The organism is Streptomyces sp. NPDC091271 (assembly GCF_044757505.1).
Taxonomy (GTDB): domain Bacteria; phylum Actinomycetota; class Actinomycetes; order Streptomycetales; family Streptomycetaceae; genus Streptomyces.
Map to the genome: position 1 here is coordinate 310,813 of NZ_JBIVVD010000007.1, position 13,668 is coordinate 324,480.

The following is a 13,668-nucleotide window of genomic DNA, read 5'->3' on the forward strand; positions in this document are numbered from 1 at the left end:
GCCGTTCGGACGTGTGGCCGAGGCGGTCCTGACGATGCGGGTGTTACGGCGTTACCCTGCGCGGACGATCCTTCACAGGAGGTACGGATGCGTCATTCCGTCGGCCGGAATGTGTCGTTCCCACTCGTGATCGCCGTCATCGGCTCGCTCGGCGCAGCGGCCCCCGCGGCCTCGGCGCCACCCGGGCCGCCTCCCAAGTCCCCGGTGGCGGTGGGGTACGGGGGGGCGGTGTCGAGTGTCGACGCGGACGCCTCGGCGGCCGGTATCGAGGTGCTCCGCAAGGGAGGCAACGCCGTCGACGCGGCGGTCGCCACCGCCGCCGCACTGGGCGTGACCGAGCCCTACTCGGCGGGGATCGGAGGCGGTGGGTACTTCGTCCACTACGACGCGAGGACGGGCAGGGTGCAGACCGTCGACGGCCGCGAGACCGCGCCACGCAGCGCGGACTCCTCGCTCTTCCTGGAGAACGGGAAGCCGATCCCCTTCGCCGACGCCGTCACCAGCGGACTCGGGGTCGGCACGCCCGGCACGCCCGCCACCTGGGAGAAGGCTCTCGACGCCTGGGGCAGCAAGCCGCTCGAGCGGCTGCTCGAACCGGCCGAGCGACTGGCGCGCGACGGCTTCGTCGTGGACGAGACCTTCCGCTCCCAGACCGCCGCCAACGAGGCCAGGTTCGCCGACTTTCCCGCGACCGCGGAACTCTTCCTGCCCGGCGGCGAGTTGCCGGTGACCGGATCGGTGTTCAAGAACCCCGACCTCGCCCGTACGTACAGGACACTGGGCCGCGAGGGCGTCGACGAGCTGTACCGGGGCGACCTGGCCCGGGACATCGTGTCGACGGTACGCAAGCCGCCCGTGGACCCGGCGGCGACACGTGTGGTGCGTCCGGGAGATCTGACGACCGGGGACCTGAGGTCCTACCGCGCTCTGCACCAGGCCCCGACGAAGACCGCCTACCGGGGCCTCGACGTGTACGGCATCGCGCCGTCCTCGTCAGGGGGTACGAGCGTGGGTGAAGCCCTCAACATCCTGGAGGCGACGGACCTTTCGAAGGCGAGCGAGACGCGGTACCTCCACCGCCTGATCGAGGCGAGCAGGATCGCGTTCGCCGACCGGGGGCGCTGGGTGGGCGACCCGGCCTTCGAGGACGTCCCGACGCGGGAGCTGATCAGCCAGCGCTTCGCCGACTCGCGGGAGTGCCTCATCAAGGACGACGAGGTCCTCACCAGCCCGCTCGCTCCGGGCGACCCGCGCCACCCGGCACGCTGCGCCACGGGAGGCAGGGCCGCCCCCACGACGTACGAGGGTGAGAACACGACGCACCTGACGACCGCCGACAAGTGGGGCAACGTCGTCGCGTACACCCTGACGATCGAGTCGACGGGCGGCAGCGGTATCACCGTGCCGGGGCGGGGCTTCCTGCTCAACAACGAGCTGACCGACTTCTCGTTCGCGCCCGCCGACCCGGCGGTCCACGACCCGAACCTGCCGGGCCCGTCCAAGCGTCCGCGCTCGTCGATCTCGCCGACCGTGGTGCTGGAGCACGGGAAGCCCGTGCTGGCCCTGGGGTCGCCGGGCGGTGCCACGATCATCACCACCGTCCTCCAGTCGTTGACCGGCCACCTGGACCGAGGACTGCCGCTGGTCGACGCGATCGCCGCGCCCCGTGCCAGCCAGCGCAACTCGCCGACGACCGAGATCGAGCCGGGGCTGTGGGACAGCCCGGTGCGCGGAAAGCTGGAGGCCCTCGGACACGTGTTCAAGGAGAATCCGGAGATCGGGGCGGCCACCGGCGTCCAGCGGCTTCCGGACGGGCGCTGGCTCGCGGCCGCCGAAAAGGTGCGGCGCGGCGGTGGCTCGGCCATGGTGGTGCATCCGGGCGGTCGTTCGTGACCGGTCGGCGGTAGCTGCGGCCTCGGGGCCGGTATGTCGCGCTCAGCAGCGTCGTACCGGCCCCGAGGTCTTCACACGGCCGGCCGCGTCCATGGCGCGCCGCCGTCGGCAAGGATGAGCCCGCCGGGGCTCCTCGCGTCCAGTGAAAGGGCACCCACGACCGTGCGTACGCGAATGCTGGTCCTCTCCGCGCTCTCCGGCGCCGCTCTGCTCGCCTCGGCACTCCCCGCCGCCGCGGCCGGGGACGGGGGGAGCCCGGTCGGTGCGGCCGAACTGCTGGCCAAGGTGAAGAAGTGCACCCGGATCTCCCAGGGGGAGTACCGGACCGATCAGAACGCCGCCGCCACGGTCCCGGTCTGCGGGACCGACGATGCCGTGTTCTGGGAGGCCGACATGGACATCGACTGCGACGGCCGGATCACGACCGCCTGCAACACCAGGACCGACCCCGCGTTCCAGCCCCGGACGGCGTTCCAGGGGGCGGACGGCAAACCCCTGGACTCTGCCAGGGTGCCGTACGTCGTCGTCCCCGGCCCCGGGCCGCTGTGGAACTACGCCAGGTCGGGGATCAAGGGCGGTGGTGTGGCCGCCGTCATCCACGACGGCAAGGTCCGCTACGCCGTCGTGGGGGACACGGGGCCCACCGGGATCATCGGCGAGGGTTCGTACGCCCTGGCCGAGGCGCTCGGCATCGATCCGGACCCCAGGACCGGGGGTACGGCGTCCGCCGTCACCTACATCCTCTTCAAGAACTCCGAGGCGTCGCCGATCGAGAGCCCCGCCGCCGCGGTGAGCGCCGGTGAGACGCTCGCCCGGAAGTTCGTCGGGGCGTCCTGAGCGGCGTGCGGTCAGAGGGCCGTCAGGACGCGGCCCTCGACGGATCTGTCTGTCCTGAGTCACACCGCGCCAATTACAATACCGGCCCTAGCGGTATTAGAATGACGGCATGGTACGGAACCCCCTGACACCCGAAGAGCGCCGTCGCGGCGAGCGGCTCGGCGAAGTGCTGCGTGCGGCGCGCGGCGGACGCAGCATGGTCGCGGTCGCGGCGAGCGCGGGAATCTCGGCCGAGACGCTCCGTAAGATCGAGACGGGCCGGGCCCCCACCCCCGCCTTCTTCACGGTCGCGGCGCTGGCGGGAGCCCTCGGGCTGTCGATGGACGAGCTGCTCGCGCTGTGTGTGCCGGTGCCCGTCCCCGGGCCGCTGCCGGAGCCGGGGGAGCTGCCGCTCACGGCGTAGGCCGAGTAGTGTCGCGCCCGTGACTCTCCAGGACTTCGCCCGCAGTGAGTACGTCAGTCTGACCACGTACCGGAAGGACGGCACGCCCGTCGCCACGCCCGTCTGGGCCGCGGCGGACGGTGGCGTGCTGTACGTCTGGACGCGGTCCGACTCCTGGAAGGTCAAGCGACTGCGCAACGACAGCCGGGTCCTCGTCACCGTCTGCGACGCCCGCGGCCGCGTCGCCGAGGGCGCGCCGAGCGCCGAGGGGACGGCCCGGCTGCTCGACGGCACCGGGACCGCGGCGGTCCGCAAGGTCCTCGCCCGCAAGTACACCTGGAAGTTCTGGCTCGTGGACTGGCCCGCCATGGTCGCGCGACTCGGCAAGCGGCCCCACACCGGGATCGCCGTCACCCTCTGACGGGGGCGCGCCGGCTCCTGCCGCGCTCCGGACGCACCCTGTCGGAAAAGCGTGCGTAGTCCTCCCGTAACACGCCTGCGGTCGAATGCCCGCGGACTGGAACGCTCCAGTCCCTGGCGACCGGTGAGGGCGACGGTGACAGTGGATCAGCGTGCTGTGGAAGTAAGGGCGTTCGCGGAGTACCTACGGGGCCTTTCTGACCTGCTCGATCCCGGGCAGGGCTGGTACGGGGTCTTCTGCGCGCGCGACCCCGACGGCATGCGCGCCTGCTTCGACGGCTCGGAGGTCCCGCCCTGGGACGTGGTCGAGTCGTTGCTCCAGGACCTCGCCGCCGTGCGCGGCACCGTGTACGCCGCGCGGGAATCCGTACGCGCCGCCGCGCTGTGTGCCGCGTCGGCGGCCGCCTACGACAGGCGGCCGGGTGGCCGGCAGGCCCTCGTCGACCGGCTCGGCGTGATGCTCCGGGAGCAGTCGTACGCGGCCCGGCGGATGCGGGCGGCCGGGGCGGACGGGGCGCTTGAGGCGTACGGGGAGACGGAGGCGATGGCCTGGGCGCGGGACGATCACGCCCGTGCCACGGCCCGCTGCGCCGAGCTCCGCAACCGGCTGGCGGCAGTGGAGACGACGGTCCCGGACGACTGGTTCCGGGGTCAGGGGGACGCGGACGCGCCGGGCCCCGGCAGCGCGCCCACGGTTCCCGGCCCCCGCCTCCCGGAGGAGCCCGCGGCCCACGCCGCGCAGCGTGGTCAGGAAGCGGGGCCGCAGGCCGGGCCCGCCTCCGCGAGGAAGCGCCGGAAGCCGGGCGGGGCGCGCTTCGCGGGCCTGGACCTCGACGACGGGGCGGAAGCCGGGCCGGTTCCGTCGGGCGTGCCCGGGCTGCCGGCCCCCTCGCGGGCCGCCTCCGTCCCGCGCGGGGCCCGTTTCGGCGGCGCCGCGGCCGAGGACGACCCCGGTCCGGCCGCGCCGCCGGCGGCGGAACCCGACCCCGTCGCCCGCCGGGCCGCCGAGGACGCCGTCGCGCTGCTCGTACGGCTGCGCGCGGAAGGCCGCACCGGAGAGGCGCATGTCGTGCTCTGCGAGGCCGCCGCGTGGCCCGCCGGACATCTGCCGGTGCTCGCCGTCGCGCTGCACGGGGCCGGCCTGGACGCCGACCGGGCGACCCTGCTGTGGGAGGTGTCCTCGCTGCCGCCCGCCGAACTCGCCGCCGCCGCAGGCGCGCTGGCCGCAGCGGGCCGTGCCGACGACTGCGGGCAGCTGCTCCGGCAGGGTGTCGCCCGCCCCGCCGGCGAGATCGCCGACGCCGTGGTCGCACTCGACCGGGCGGGCCTGGAGCCGGAGGCGCGTGCGCTGCTGGGCGCGTTCGTGCGCGCACGGACCCCGCAGGACGCGGCCCGCGTCGCCGAGGGCGGACCGCGTCACCTCGTCCCCCAGTTGCTCGCCGCGGCCCGGGAGGTGTCGGCGGCGCGGGAGTGGGATGTGATCCACGCGCTGCGGGTTGCGGGCATCGCGGCACCGTAAGGCCACGAACCCTGTGGTCCATGCACGTCACCAGCGTGCGCGGGCTCGGCGAGATAAATCCGAAATCACCCTTTATCGTCGGTCGAGGCAGCGCCGCACACGTGGCACATGTCCCCCCAGTGATGTGGAGGCACCATGCTTACCCAGGAGATCACTCTCACCGCGACACCGGCCCAGACCAGCACGCTGAGCGCCCTGATGGCGGAGCCCGAGGCGGCCGTCAGCGACGCTCCGCTCTACACCCCCGAGGGCGCGGGCCTCCTGCTCGCACTCCTCCTCCTGTCTCCCAAGGAGCCGAAGGAGCCCCGGGGCAAGTGAGTTCCCACTCCGCATTCGCCGAGGCGGCCGACGCCCTGGCAGACAGTGTCCTCGGTGCCCTCAACGGCACCGGGGGCGCTGTGCAGCTGGCGCGGTACGTCGACGACGCCCCTGACACCCTCGCGGCGCTGGCGGCCGTCCGGGTGCTGGGGGCCGACGTCTTCAGCCCTCATCTCCTGGCCGCCCACCCGCTCCCGGCGCAGGACGCCGCCGTCGTGCTCAAGGCCTTCGACGCCTTCCCGCCGTCCGACGCCCCCGAAGAGGCGGCGGTCGCCCGGCGTGACCACGCCACCGCGGTCCTGTTCGCCCGGCTCTCCGGGGACGACACCCTGAGCGCTGTCGTGCCCGCACCCGCGGACGACGCCGGGGCCGGTCCTGGCGAGGACTGGAGCGGCTGGTCCGTGCGGATGGCGCAACTCGCCCCGCTCGCCACGCTCGGCCTCGACGGCCCGGTCCACGAGGCGGCCCGCCGCGACGTCCTGTCGCTGAGCCGCGGAGTCAGCCGCTCGATCCTCCGCCGCGACTTCCCCACCGCCGTGCGCCTCGTCCGCTGGCTGGCATGGCTGCGGCACGAGGGCGTGGAACTGCCCCTGGACCCGGACATCGCGGCCGAGCACGTATGGCTGGTGGGCGGGGCAGGTCCGCGCGCCGCCCTGGACCTGGCGATCGCCCGCCACTTCCTCGAACAGCGGCCCGGCACGGCCCCCAAGGAGGCGGCACACACATGACGACGATCCCCGAGCCGGTCACCCGGGCTGCCCGCACCATGGCGGACCGGGCACTGTCGTGGCTGCACGCCAACCGGAACCTCGGCGGCCTGCCGCCCGGCACGACCGAGACCATGGCCGACCCCGACAGCGTCTACAAGCCCCTGGGGGAGACCACCCTCGCCGCCTCACTGATCCTGCGCGACGGTGTCGCCGGACCGGGCCGCCTCGCCGCCGCCCAGAGTCTGATGGACTTCACCTGGGAACAGTTCAGGGGCGGCGACATGATCTACGAACGCCAGCTCCGCCACACGCTGATGACGGACCCGCTGGAGATGTACGCCCCCTTCGTCCGCTGCGGCTACCGCCACGAGGCGCTGGACCGCCTCCTCGTCCACCGCTCCCGCATGCGCTCCGTGAGCAGCGTCGAGGTCCTGCCGAACCGGCGGCTCGCCGTCGCCAACGCCGCCCGGGTCGTGGGCCTGGAGCACACCGAGGACCTGGACGCGCTGGCCGGAGCCACCTGGCTCGGTGCGCGGCCGGAGCCGTGGGCCATCAACTGGATCACCGCCTACGCGATGACCCACACCGTCTTCCACCTCACCGACTGGGGCGGCAACCCGGGCGGACTGCCGCCCGAACTCGCCGACTACGTACGCACCTGGCTCCCCGTCTGGATCGACATCTGGCGCGAGGTGGGCCAGTGGGACCTGGTCACGGAACTGCTCGTCGTGGGCGCCTCGATCGAGGACCCCTACTGCCGGGCGGAGGACTGGGAAGCCGTCGCGGCGCTCCAGCACGAGGACGGACTCGTGCCCCGCGACAGCGACCCGGTGGACGACGACCCGCAGCGGCGCTTCACGGACCATCAGCACACCGTCGTCGTCGCGGCCGTCGCCGGATCCATCGCCCTCGCCCGGGCGGCGGGGCAGCGGTGACGGCGTGACACCACCGCCGCTGACCACCGCGCTCCAGCCTCTCCTGGCCGCGGCCCAGGGGCCGGCGACGGTGGTCGCGGCGGTGCGGGGCGCCGAGCGGACGGTGCTCTGCCGGGGCCCGGCGGGGGAGGACAGCCGGTTCGAGACGGGCTCCCTGACGAAGACGTTCACCGCCCTGCTGCTCGCCGAGCTGGCCGCCCGGGGCGAGGTCCGCTACGGCGACCGAGCCGACCGCTACCTGCCCTTCCGGCTCCCCGGACCCCCGCTCACCCTCCTCCACCTCGCCACCCACACCTCCGGGCTGCCACGGCTGCCCCCGGGGCTGCTCGGCCGGGCGGTACGCAGCGGATGGCTCAGCAACCCGTACGCCGGCTTCTCCGAGGACGACCTGCTCGCCTCGCTGTGCCGTACCCGGCTGCGGCACCGCCCCGGTAGCCGGGTCCTGTACTCCAACTTCGGCGGCGGCCTGCTGGGCCATGTACTCGCGAGGGCTGCCGGTGGGGCCGGCAGCGACTATCCCGCCCTGCTGGCCGAGCGCGTCACCGGCCCCCTCGGTCTCACCGACACGGACTGCGACCCCAACCGCACCCAGATCACCGGGCATTGGCACGGCCGCCCGCGCCCCGCCCTGCTCATGCCCGGGCTGACGGCCGCCGGAGCCGTACGGTCCAGCGCCCGCGACCTGCTGCGTGTCCTGGCCGCGCTCCTGGACCCGGACACCGCCCCGCACCCCGCGCTGCGCACCGCGCTGGCGGAGGTGCAGCGGCCCCGGCTGAGCATCCCCAGAACCGGTTCCCGGCTGTGTCTCATCTGGAACCTCCGTCCGCGCCCGTCCGGCGCGCTGCTCCACCACTCCGGAGGCACCCGCGGATTCACCGCCTTCGCGGGCTTCCTCCCCGGCTCGGCCACGGGCCTCGTGGCCCTCACGAACACGGCTCCTACCCCGCTCGCACCGTTCGTCCAGTCCGCCTACGGAGCCCTGCGGGGACTGGACGCCACCCCCTCCGGGACGGTGTGGACCGCTCGGGTGTGAAACATGATCGACTCCGCCGGTTCACGGCGATGGTCTTGCCCCGTTGTGTGACGGGGCTTACGTTCTCCTCCTATGCACCGTGTCTACGGGCGTAGAGAACGTAGAGGCTCTCTGACGCCGCGTCGAAGGAGCAGCTCATGTCCCACGTCGTACGCGCCGCACTCGTCCAGGCGACCTGGACCGGCGACACCGAATCCATGATCGCCAAGCACGAGGAACACGCCCGCGAGGCCGCCCGGCAGGGTGCGAAGATCATCGGCTTCCAGGAGGTGTTCAACGCCCCCTACTTCTGCCAGGTCCAGGAACCCGAGCACTACCGCTGGGCGGAACCCGTCCCGGACGGGCCGACGGTCGTGCGCATGCGCGACCTCGCCCGGGAGACGGGCATGGTGATCGTCGTGCCGGTGTTCGAGGTCGAGCAGTCCGGCTTCTACTACAACACCGCGGCGGTGATCGACGCCGACGGCACGTACCTCGGCAAGTACCGCAAGCACCACATCCCGCAGGTCAAGGGGTTCTGGGAGAAGTACTACTTCAAGCCCGGCAACGTCGGCTGGCCGGTCTTCGACACCGCCGTCGGCAAGGTCGGCGTCTACATCTGCTACGACCGGCACTTTCCGGAGGGTTGGCGCCAACTCGGACTCAACGGAGCCCAGTTGGTGTACAACCCGTCCGCCACCTCGCGTGGTCTCTCCGGCTATCTCTGGCAGCTCGAACAGCCCGCGTCCGCCGTCGCCAACGAGTACTTCGTCGCAGCGATCAACCGGGTCGGCCAGGAGGAGTACGGCGACAACGACTTCTACGGCACGAGCTACTTCGTCGACCCGCGCGGGCAGTTCGTCGGTGACGTCGCGAGCGACAAGGAGGAGGAACTCGTCGTACGGGACCTGGACTTCGGGCTGATCGAACAGGTCCGTCAGCAGTGGGCGTTCTACCGGGACCGCAGGCCGGACGCATACGACGGGCTGGTGGAGCCGTGACCGGACTGCACGAGCGGCACCTGGCCGTCAGCCCCGACTGGCTGTCCCTCTACTACCGGCATCCCCTGGAGCTCACCCACGGGGAGGGCCGACACGTCTGGGACGCGGACGGCAACCGCTACCTCGACTTCTTCGGCGGCATCCTCACCACGATGACCGCGCACGCCCTGCCCGAGGTGACCAAGGCCGTCTCCGAGCAGGCCGGCCGGATCATCCACTCCTCGACCCTCTACCTCAACCGCCCGATGGTCGAGCTCGCCGAGCGGATCGCCACGCTCTCCGGCATCCCCGACGCCCGGGTCTTCTTCACCACTTCGGGCACCGAGGCCAACGACACCGCCCTGCTGCTCGCCACCGCCCACCGCGGGTCGAACCAGATCCTGGCGATGCGCAACAGCTACCACGGCAGGTCGTTCTCGGCCGTCTCCATCACGGGCAACAGGTCCTGGTCGACGACGAGCCTCTCGCCGCTGCAGACGCTGTACGTCCATGGCGGGGTCCGCACCAGGGGACCGTACGCGGAGCTGAGCGACGAACGGTTCATCAAGGCCTGCGTGGCCGACCTGGAAGACCTCCTCGGGCACACCCGGGGCGTCGCGGCACTGATCGCCGAACCCGTGCAGGGGGTCGGCGGGTTCACCGCGCCGCCCGACGGGCTGTACGCCGCCTTCCGCGAGGTCCTCGACCGGCACGGCATCCTGTGGATCTCCGACGAGGTGCAGACCGGCTGGGGGCGCACGGGCGACCACTTCTGGGGCTGGCAGGCGCACGCTTCGAGCGGGCCGCCGGACATCCTCACCTTCGCCAAGGGCATCGGCAACGGCATGTCCATCGGAGGGGTGGTCGCCCGCGCCGACGTGATGAACTGCCTGGACGCCAACTCCATCTCGACGTTCGGCGGCTCCCCGGTCACCATGGCCGCCGGACTCGCCAACCTCTCGTACCTGCTGGAGCACGACCTCCAGGGCAACGCCCGGCGGGTCGGCGGCCTGCTCATCGAGCGGCTCCGTGCGGTCGGCGCGGGCTCACCGGCCGTACGCGAGGTGCGCGGCAGGGGGCTCATGATCGGCATCGAGCTCGTGAGGCCGGGCACCGACGAGGCCGACCCGGACGGAGCGGCGGCCGTACTCGAAGCGGCCCGCGCGGGCGGGCTGCTCATCGGGAAGGGCGGCGGCCACAACACCAGCGTCCTGAGGATCGCGCCGCCCCTGTCGCTCACCGTCGCCGAGGCCGAGGAGGGCGCGGAGATCCTCGGCCAGGCGCTGCACGCGGCCACCTGAGGGCGGGAGCCCCGCGGCACCTCCCCGGCCGTGGGGCAGCCCGCTTCCCCGTACGTCATCACGCACCGGGCCTGCGTGTGCAGGCCGGTTCCGCCACCGCGAGGAGAGGTACATGAGCCGCACCGTCATCCACGGCGGCCTCGTCATCACCGCGTCGGACGAGATCCACGCCGACGTACTCATCGAGGGCGGGCGCGTAGCCGCCCTCGCCGCCCACGGCACCGACGTCGCGGCCGGCTGGAGCGCCGACCGGAGGATCGACGCCACGGGGAAGTACGTGATCCCGGGCGGCGTCGACGCGCACACCCACATGGAGATGCCGTTCGGCGGGACCTACGCCGCCGACACCTTCGAGACCGGCACCCGGGCCGCGGCCTGGGGCGGCACCACCACGATCGTCGACTTCGCCATCCAGACCATCGGCCGCTCGCTGCAGGAGGGGCTCGACGCCTGGCACACGAAGGCCGACGGCAAGTGCGCCGTCGACTACGCCTTCCACATGATCCTCTCGGATGTGAACAAGTCCTCGCTCAAGGAGATGGACCGCCTGGTGGCGGAGGGCGTCACCTCGTTCAAACTGTTCATGGCCTACCCGGGAGTGTTCTACAGCGACGACGGCCAGATCCTCCGAGCCATGCAACGGGCCTCCGGAAACGGCGGCCTGATCATGATGCACGCCGAGAACGGCATCGCCATCGACGTACTGGTCGAGCAGGCACTCGCGGAGGGGCGCACCGATCCGCGCTACCACGGCGACGTGCGCAAGGTGGCCCTGGAGGCCGAGGCCACCCACCGCGCGATCCAGCTCGCGAGGGTCGCCGGATCGCCGCTGTACGTCGTCCACGTCTCCGCCGACGAAGCCGTCGCCGAGATCGCGGCCGCCCGCCACAAAGGGCTCCCGGTCTTCGGTGAGACCTGCCCGCAGTACCTCTTCCTCTCCACGGACAACCTCGCCGAGCCCGATTTCGAGGGCGCGAAGTACGTCTGTTCGACCCCGCTGCGCCCCCGGGAACACCAGGAGGCGCTCTGGCGGGGGCTGCGGAACAACGAGCTCCAGGTCGTCTCCACCGACCACTGCCCCTTCTGCTTCACCGGTCAGAAGGACATGGGCCGCGGTGACTTCTCCAAGATCCCGAACGGCCTTCCGGGGGTGGAGAACCGCATGGACCTCCTCCACCAGGCCGTCGTCGACGGCCATATCTCGCGGCGGCGCTGGATCGAGATCGCCTGCGCCACCCCGGCTCGGATGTTCGGCCTCTACCCGAGGAAGGGGACGATCGCGCCGGGCGCGGACGCGGACATCGTCGTCTACGACCCGGAGGCCGGGCAGACCATCTCCGCCAGGACGCACCACATGAACGTCGACTACTCGGCGTACGAGGGAAAGACGGTCACCGGCCGGGTCGAGACGGTGCTGTCGCGCGGTGTCCCGGTCGTCGAGGGCGGCGCGTACGTGGGCCACGCCGGTCACGGGGCCTACGTACCGAGGGGGTTGAGCCACTACCTGTGACCGGTGGCGTCACTTCTCGGTCCCCGTGCCCGGGGCGGCGTCGCGGTGGCGGTGTCCGGGGAGCATCTCCTGCACCTTGGCCTTGAGCCCCTGCTTGATCATGCCGCCGCGGTCACTGTCCCCCTTGACGATCGAGGACACCACCGCCTCGGCCTGTTCCCGGGTGGCGTGCGGGGGGATGGGCGGTACGGCAGGGTCGGTACGGAAGTCGATCACGAAGGGACGGTCGGAGCCGAGTGCCTGCCTCCATGCCGCCTCCACCTGGTCGGGCTTCTCCACGCGGACGCCACCGAGACCGATGGACCGGGCGAAGTCGGCGTAGGGCACGTCGGGAAGGGCCTGGGAGGGCAGGAACTGGGGGGCGCCGGACATGGCGCGCATCTCCCAGGTGACCTGGTTGAGGTCCTGGTTGTTCAGTACGGCGACGATCAGCCGCGGGTCCTGCCATTCCGGCCAGTACTTGGCGGCGGTGATGAGTTCGGCCATGCCGTTCATCTGCATGGCGCCGTCGCCGACGATCGCGATGGCCGGACGCCCGGGGTGGGCGAACTTGGCGCCGATGACGTACGGCACGCCAGGTCCCATCGTGGCGAGCGTGCCGGACAGGGAACCGCGCATCGTCCCGCGGATGCGCAGATGGCGCGCGTACCAGTTGGCGGCCGAGCCGGAGTCGGCCGCCAGGATCACGTCGTCGGGCAGCAGCGCGTCAAGGGTGTGCACGACGTACTCGGGGTTGATGGGGTCCGCCTCGACGGCGGCCCGCCGCTCCATGACGTCCCACCAGCGGGCGGTGTCCTTCTCGATCTTCTTGCGCCAGGCGCCGTGCTTCTTACGCTCCAGTCGCGGCAGCAGTGCCTTGAGGGTTTCCCTGGCATCCCCGACGAGGTTGACCTCGAACGGGTACCGCATTCCGACGTTGTGGGGGTCGATGTCGATCTGGACGGCGCGCGCCTGGTCGAACTCCGGCAGGAACTGGCTGTAGGGGAAGCTGGAACCCACCACAAGGAGTGTGTCGCAGTCCTGCATCAGCTCGTAGGACGGCCGGGTGCCGAGCAGGCCGATCGAGCCGGTGACGTAGGGCAGGTCGTCAGGCAGAGCGTCCTTACCGAGGAGCGCCTTGGCCACGCCGGCCCCGAGGACGTCGGCGAGTTCCTGCACCTCGGCCCGGGCGCCTCGCGCGCCCTGGCCGATGAGGAGGGCGACCTTCTCGCCGGCGTTCAGGACTTCCGCTGCACGGGTGAGCTCCGTGTCGGCCGGGACCGGCGCGTACGAGGGCATGCCGAGACTGGACGGCACCATCTTGAACGCGTGGGTGGGCGGGGAGTAGTCGAGGTCCTGGACATCGGCCGGGATGATCACGGCCGTCACCGTCCGCCTGCTGTAGGCGGTGCGCATCGCACGGTCGATAACGTTGGGCAGCTGTTCGGGGACGGTCACCATCTCGCAGAAGTCGGAGGCGACGTCCTTGTACAGGCTCAGCAGATCGACTTCCTGCTGGTAGGAGCTGCCCATGGCGCTGCGGGCGGTCTGCCCGACGATCGCCACCACGGGGACGTGGTCCAGTTTCGCGTCGTACAGGCCGTTGAGCAGATGGATCGCGCCGGGCCCCGAGGTCGCGGCACACACACCGACCTTGCCGGAGAACTTGGCGTAGCCGACGGCTTCGAACGCGGCCATCTCCTCATGCCGGGCCTGAACGAACTGGGGCTTGTTCTCGGCGCGGCCCCACGCCGACAGGAGCCCGTTGATTCCATCGCCCGCGTAGGCGAACACGTGGTCGACCTCCCACTCGCGCAGGCGTTGCAGGACGTAGTCGGACACCTTCATCTGGCGTTCCTCTCATGCGCTGGT

General features: G+C 71.8%; 13 protein-coding genes. 12 read left to right on the forward strand and 1 reads right to left on the reverse strand.

Going from position 1 to position 13,668, the window contains the following annotated elements:
• The first annotated feature begins 87 nt into the window (after positions 1 to 87).
• The 12 genes from ggt (at position 88) to hydA (ending at position 11,817) form a co-directional block, all read left to right on the forward strand.
• Entirely contained in the window at positions 88 to 1,893 is a 1,806-nt protein-coding gene (ggt, locus tag ACIQM3_RS28530; RefSeq protein ID WP_401629118.1) for a gamma-glutamyltransferase, read from the forward strand.
• A 162-nt stretch (positions 1,894 to 2,055) separates the two neighbouring features.
• Positions 2,056 to 2,730 carry a glycoside hydrolase family 75 protein gene (locus ACIQM3_RS28535; RefSeq protein ID WP_401629120.1) on the forward strand — a complete coding sequence of 225 codons (675 nt, stop codon included), beginning with the start codon at positions 2,056 to 2,058 and terminating at the stop codon, positions 2,728 to 2,730.
• A gap of 109 nt (positions 2,731 to 2,839) precedes the next feature.
• Complete coding sequence (locus tag ACIQM3_RS28540; protein ID WP_401629122.1) at positions 2,840 to 3,133, forward strand: helix-turn-helix domain-containing protein; 294 nt, start codon at positions 2,840 to 2,842, stop codon at positions 3,131 to 3,133.
• A 19-nt stretch (positions 3,134 to 3,152) separates the two neighbouring features.
• Positions 3,153 to 3,533 (forward strand): PPOX class F420-dependent oxidoreductase, encoded by a 381-nt coding sequence (locus ACIQM3_RS28545; RefSeq protein WP_401629125.1) that lies wholly within the window; start codon positions 3,153 to 3,155, stop codon positions 3,531 to 3,533.
• 135 nt (positions 3,534 to 3,668) lie between these two features.
• Positions 3,669 to 5,051 (forward strand): hypothetical protein, encoded by a 1,383-nt coding sequence (locus ACIQM3_RS28550; protein WP_401629127.1) that lies wholly within the window; start codon positions 3,669 to 3,671, stop codon positions 5,049 to 5,051.
• Between the two features lie 135 nt (positions 5,052 to 5,186).
• A complete protein-coding gene (locus ACIQM3_RS28555; RefSeq protein WP_401629130.1) occupies positions 5,187 to 5,369 on the forward strand; it encodes a hypothetical protein in 183 nt (60 codons plus the stop codon).
• On the forward strand, positions 5,366 to 6,097 hold the full coding sequence (locus tag ACIQM3_RS28560) for a hypothetical protein (protein ID WP_401629133.1): 732 nt from the start codon (positions 5,366 to 5,368) through the stop codon (positions 6,095 to 6,097). The genes ACIQM3_RS28555 and ACIQM3_RS28560 overlap by 4 nt, the downstream gene beginning before the upstream one ends.
• Positions 6,094 to 7,014: a DUF6895 family protein gene (locus tag ACIQM3_RS28565; protein ID WP_401629135.1), complete on the forward strand. Its 921-nt coding sequence runs from the start codon at positions 6,094 to 6,096 to the stop codon at positions 7,012 to 7,014. Before ACIQM3_RS28560 ends, ACIQM3_RS28565 begins: the two co-directional genes overlap by 4 nt.
• A gap of 4 nt (positions 7,015 to 7,018) precedes the next feature.
• Complete coding sequence (locus tag ACIQM3_RS28570; protein ID WP_401629138.1) at positions 7,019 to 8,047, forward strand: serine hydrolase domain-containing protein; 1,029 nt, start codon at positions 7,019 to 7,021, stop codon at positions 8,045 to 8,047.
• A gap of 137 nt (positions 8,048 to 8,184) precedes the next feature.
• On the forward strand, positions 8,185 to 9,027 hold the full coding sequence (locus ACIQM3_RS28575; protein ID WP_401629141.1) for a nitrilase-related carbon-nitrogen hydrolase: 843 nt from the start codon (positions 8,185 to 8,187) through the stop codon (positions 9,025 to 9,027).
• Positions 9,024 to 10,307 carry an aspartate aminotransferase family protein gene (locus tag ACIQM3_RS28580; protein WP_401629143.1) on the forward strand — a complete coding sequence of 428 codons (1,284 nt, stop codon included), beginning with the start codon at positions 9,024 to 9,026 and terminating at the stop codon, positions 10,305 to 10,307. Before ACIQM3_RS28575 ends, ACIQM3_RS28580 begins: the two co-directional genes overlap by 4 nt.
• A gap of 112 nt (positions 10,308 to 10,419) precedes the next feature.
• Positions 10,420 to 11,817, forward strand: coding sequence for a dihydropyrimidinase (hydA, locus tag ACIQM3_RS28585; RefSeq protein ID WP_401629146.1), 1,398 nt, complete (start codon positions 10,420 to 10,422; stop codon positions 11,815 to 11,817).
• A gap of 9 nt (positions 11,818 to 11,826) precedes the next feature.
• On the opposite strand, the gene ACIQM3_RS28590 is transcribed toward hydA, so the two are convergent.
• Entirely contained in the window at positions 11,827 to 13,644 is a 1,818-nt protein-coding gene (locus tag ACIQM3_RS28590; protein WP_401629149.1) for a thiamine pyrophosphate-requiring protein, read from the reverse strand.
• Positions 13,645 to 13,668: the final 24 nt, after the last annotated feature.